Annotated in this window: 5 protein-coding genes and 1 other RNA gene; all 6 read left to right on the forward strand. The window is 74.8% G+C overall.

Annotated elements, in window-relative coordinates; genetic code table 11:
* Positions 1–345: 345 nt before the first annotated feature.
* Positions 346–1,173, forward strand: coding sequence for a TerB family tellurite resistance protein (locus tag E2C05_RS28925; RefSeq protein WP_133223090.1), 828 nt, complete (start codon positions 346–348; stop codon positions 1,171–1,173).
* The gene (locus E2C05_RS28930) at positions 1,170–1,907 is read left to right on the forward strand and encodes an N-acetylmuramoyl-L-alanine amidase (RefSeq protein ID WP_338045211.1); all 738 of its coding nucleotides are present in this window, start codon (positions 1,170–1,172) and stop codon (positions 1,905–1,907) included. The genes E2C05_RS28925 and E2C05_RS28930 overlap by 4 nt, the downstream gene beginning before the upstream one ends.
* Before the next feature lie 66 nt (positions 1,908–1,973).
* Positions 1,974–2,416, forward strand: an RNA gene (gene rnpB / locus E2C05_RS28935) — RNase P RNA component class A.
* A gap of 410 nt (positions 2,417–2,826) precedes the next feature.
* Positions 2,827–3,204 carry a division/cell wall cluster transcriptional repressor MraZ gene (locus tag E2C05_RS28940; protein WP_240046939.1) on the forward strand — a complete coding sequence of 126 codons (378 nt, stop codon included), beginning with the start codon at positions 2,827–2,829 and terminating at the stop codon, positions 3,202–3,204.
* A complete protein-coding gene (rsmH, locus tag E2C05_RS28945; protein WP_133223092.1) occupies positions 3,201–4,178 on the forward strand; it encodes a 16S rRNA (cytosine(1402)-N(4))-methyltransferase RsmH in 978 nt (325 codons plus the stop codon). Before E2C05_RS28940 ends, rsmH begins: the two co-directional genes overlap by 4 nt.
* A partial coding sequence (gene ftsL, locus E2C05_RS28950) for a cell division protein FtsL (RefSeq protein WP_456306537.1) occupies positions 4,175–4,596 on the forward strand: 422 nt, incomplete at its 3' end. The genes rsmH and ftsL, both read left to right, overlap by 4 nt.

Genomic DNA, 4,596 nt, shown 5'->3' on the forward strand with positions numbered 1-4,596 from the left:
GGCGCGGCGGTGCTGTAGGCGGCGCGGCCGCGCGGCGTCGGCGCGCCGCCGCGGGCCGCTCCAGCCCGGCCGTGGCGCTGTCGAAGGCGGCCAGGCCGCCGCGGTGCTGCCCGGCTTCGACGCCGTCCACCCGCCCGGCCGCAAGGGCTGGGCGGCCGATGCGGCGGCGGTCCTGGTCCTCGCCTCATATGCCGCGGCCGGGATCACCGGCGCCGTGCCGCCGGTGATGGCGGCGTCGCCGCCGGGCGGCCCCGGCGCCGCACGGCCCCGGAACGGAGGCGCAGCCGCCCTCCCCCCGCCGGCCCGGCGCATGCTAAGCCCCCCGCCTGCGCGGGGAGTCCGGCTTTGGGGCTGTGGGGCAAGATCATCGGCGGGGTGGTGGGCTTCGTCTCCGGCGGGCCGCTCGGCGCCCTCATGGGCGCGGCGGTCGGCCATGCCGCCGACCAGAATGGCGGGCGGATGCCGGCCGGCGGGCTGTTCGGCCGCCCCTCGGCGAAGGAGGCCGCCGACCTCGCCGCCATGCTCGGCAGCAAGGAACAGCTCTTCGCCATCTCGGTCGTGGTGCTGACCGCCAAGCTGGCGAAATGCGACGGCCCGGTGAAGCGGGAGGAGATCGACGCCTTCAAGCGCATGTTCCGCATCCCGCCCGAGAGCCTGCGGGAGATCGGCCAGCTCTTCGACCAGGCGCGGGATTCCTCGGACGACTACCGGCTCTTCGCGCAGCGGCTGGGGGAGGCCTTCGCCGACAACAAGGGCATGCTGGAGGATGTGCTGGCCGCGCTGTTCCAGATCGCCCGCGCCGACGGCCCGCTGACCAAGTCCGAGGTCGCCTTCCTGCAGGGCGTGCAGCTCGGCTTCGGGCTGGAGGCGCCGTCCTGGGAGCGGGCGCGGGACGGACGGCCGGGCGCCGGGCCGCAGCCTGGCGCGGGCGCCGGCGGCGGCGGCGCGGCGGCGGCGGTGCAGACCGGGCCCGATCCCTATGTCATCCTCGGCGTGCCGCGCAACGCGACGGATGAGGTGGTGCGCGCCGCCTGGCGCAAGCTCATGCGGGAGAACCATCCGGACAGCCTGGCGGCACGCGGCGTGCCGCCCGACTTCATCCGCCGCGCCACCGACAAGGTCGCCGAGATCAACGCCGCCTGGGACCGGGTGAAGCGCGAGCGCAAGCTGTGACCGCGCGGCCGGCCGGCGCGCCGGAGCCCGACCCGGGCATCCGCGACCTGCCCAGCCCGAACCAGGACGACCGCCCGCCCGGCCTGCCGGTGGACATGCTGATCCTGCACTACACCGGCATGCGCAGCGGCGCCGAGGCGGTGGCGCGGCTGCGCGACCCGGCGGCGCGCGTCTCCGCCCATTATGTGGTCGAGGAGGACGGCGCGGTGCTGCGCCTGGTGCCGGAGGCGCGGCGGGCCTGGCATGCCGGCATCTCCCACTGGCGCGGCCAGGCCGGGCTGAACGGCCGCAGCATCGGGATCGAGGTGGTCAATCCCGGGCACGAGTTCGGCTACCGGCCCTTCCCGGCGCTGCAGATGGCGGCGCTCTGCGACCTCTGCCTCGGCATCCTGGCGCGGCATCCGATCCCCGCCATCAACGTCGTCGCGCACAGCGACGTCGCGCCCGACCGCAAGCAGGATCCGGGCGAGCTGTTCGACTGGGAAGGGCTGGCGGCGAATGGCGTCGGCCTGTGGCCCGCGGCCGCTGCGGATCCGGCGGCGGAGGCAGCAGCCGATCCGGCGGCGGTCCCCGCCCTGCTCGCCGCCATCGGCTACCGCGCCGACCTGCCGCTGCCGCTGCTGGTCACCGCCTTCCAGCGCCACTGGTGGCCGGCGCGGGTGGATGGCGTCGCCGATGCCGGCACGCGGGCGCGCATGGCGGCGGTGGCCGCCCTGGCCGCCGCTTCGGCGTAACGGTCGTCGGCCGGCGCATCTGGCGCATTGACGCGGCGCCGCCGGCGGGCGCATCACCGCGCCGCGCCAGGTGGCCAGACGGCCGCTGGCCGGGGAGCGATCCCCGGCTGGAGGAAAGTCCGGGCTCCACGGGAATACGGTGCCGGCCAACGGCCGGCGGGCAGAGGGTGGCGCAAGCCGCCCAAGGCTCAGGGACAGTGCCACAGAGAACAGACCGCCCGCGCGCCGAGGGGTTCGCCCCGGGGCCCGCGGGCAAGGGTGAAAGGGTGCGGCAAGAGCGCACCGCGCCCCCGGCAACGGGGGCGGCAGGGCAAACCCCACCGGGAGCAAGGCCGAATAGGGGTGGCCGGCGTGGCCGGGCTTCGGCCCGGCGGACGCGAGGGCGTTCCCGCCCCGTCACCCGGGTTGGCCGCGCGAGGCGCGCCGCAAGGCGCGTCCCAGAGGAATGGCCGTCCCATCCCCAGCTTTCAGGGGGTGGACAGAACCCGGCTTACCGGCCGCCTGGCGCACCTTATCCACAAACATTTCCCCAGCGGGTTCGAGTCGCCCAAAAAACAACCGACTCCGGTCGATTGGATACCATTGACAATCCGCCGTTTCCTGTAGCTGCCACGAGTCTTCACGCTAAGAGCCTAAGAATCCGCATTTTCCAGGCGAAAGCTTAGTCTCCCGCAACGGCATTCTCCCTTGTCGTCCCGTGCTGTGGCGTGCTATCCCACGTCATCCCATGAGGGACCCAGACGCTCGGGGGGGCGAGCGGTCCGGAGTGGGATGGTCGGGCGAGCCGGCGGGGTCGGGGGGCCCCGCCGGCCGCTGATCAGGCGGGGGCGCCGTTGGCCTGGGGGGCGGTCAGTGGGCGATGTCCGGGTTCGCGGGAACCTTTTGCGGGACGTTCGACGCGAAGAAAGGCCGCATCTCGGTGCCGGCCAGCTTTCGCGCCGCGCTGAACCGCCTCGGCGCGGAGGAGATCGTGCTCCGCCCGTCCCGCCATGCGCCCTGCGTCGAGGTCTGGCCGGAGCCCGCCTACATGGCGGAGGTGCAGCGCCGCGTGGACGGGCTGTCGCAGCTCTCGGCCGAGTACCAGTCCATCATGCGCAAGCTCGTCGCCCGCATCCACACCCTGCGCCCGGATGGCGAGGGGCGGATCGTCATGCCGCGGGAGCTGGCGGAGAAGGCGGGACTCGACGGCGAGATCGCCTTCAGCGGCCTCGGCGCCTATTTCCAGATCTGGTCGGCGGCGACGCTGACCGCGGAGGAAGCCCGGCTCGAGGCCGAGGATGCGGGGGGCGACGTATGAGCGACCTGCCGCCGCCGGCCGCCGCCGAATCCGGGCATGTCCCGGTCATGCTGGCGGAGGTGCTGGCGATGCTCGCGCCGCGCGCCGGCGCCAGCTACTGCGACGGCACCTTCGGCGGCGGCGGCTATGCGGCCGCCATCCTCGACACCGCGCCCTGCACCCTGTTCGCCATCGACCGCGACCCGGACGCCATCGCCCGCGGGGCCGCGCTGGCGGCGCGTTTCGCCGGCCGGCTTCATTTGCTGGAAGGCCGTTTCGGCGAGATGGCGGAGCTGCTGGCGGCGCGGGGCGTCGCCGCGCTCGACGGCGTCGTGCTCGACCTCGGCGTCTCTTCCTTCCAGCTGGACGAAGCCGCGCGCGGCTTCAGCTTCCGCGCCGACGGACCGCTTGACATGCGCATGGAGAAGGCCGGCAAGTCCGCAGCCGATCTCGTCAACCAACTGGACGATTCGGAGCTCGCCGACATGCTCTTCACGCTGGGGGAGGAGAGGCACTCGCGGCGCATCGCGCGTGCCATCGTCGCCGCCCGGCGGGAGGCGCCGATCACCACCACGCTGCGCCTCGCCGAGATCATCCGCAGCGTCACGCCGCGCGATCCCTCGGGCATCGACCGCGCGACGCGCAGCTTCCAGGCGCTGCGGCTGGCGGTGAACGACGAGCTGGGCGAGGTCGAGCGCGGGCTCGACGCCGCCGCCGGCCTGCTCGCGCCCGGCGGCCGCCTGGTCGTCGTCGCCTTCCACTCGCTCGAGGACCGGATCGTCAAGCGCTTCATGGCCCGCGCCGCCGGGCGGCAGGGCGCCGGGTCGCGCCACGATCCCGCCGCGCTCGCCGGCCGCGCCGCGCCCGCCGCCCACGCCCTTCTCACGCCGCGGGCGCTGCGCCCCGGCGAGGACGAGACCCGCCGCAATCCGCGCGCCCGCTCCGCCAGGCTGCGTGCCCTCGAACGCCTCCCGCCCGGGACCGCCGCCGCATGATCTTCCGCCCGATCAGCCTGCTGACCTTCACGGCGGCCGCGCTCGCCGGCCTGCATCTCTACCAGACCAAGCACGCGGTCGCGCTGATGGACCGCGAGCTGCGCGGGATCGGGCAGCAGATCGAGCAGGCGAAGAACCGCACCCAGGCGCTGCAGGCCGAATGGGCCATGCTGAACGAGCCGGAGCGGCTGCGCGGCGTGGCGCAGCGCCACCTCCAGCTCGAGCCCATGGCGCCGCAGCAATTCCTGCGGCTGAACGAGGCCGAGCGGCGGCTGCCCGCCATCGCCGCCGCGCCCGGCCCGGCCAGCGTCTTCGCGGCGCGCCCGGCGGACCCGCCGCCCGGCCCGGTCCATCTCGCCCTGCTGCCGCGGGTGCCGGAGCCGGTGCAGGTGGTGGCGCGCGTCGCCCCGCCGCCGCC

Origin of the sequence: Paracraurococcus ruber (genome assembly GCF_004353985.1) — a bacterium.
GTDB lineage: Bacteria > Pseudomonadota > Alphaproteobacteria > Acetobacterales > Acetobacteraceae > Paracraurococcus > Paracraurococcus ruber.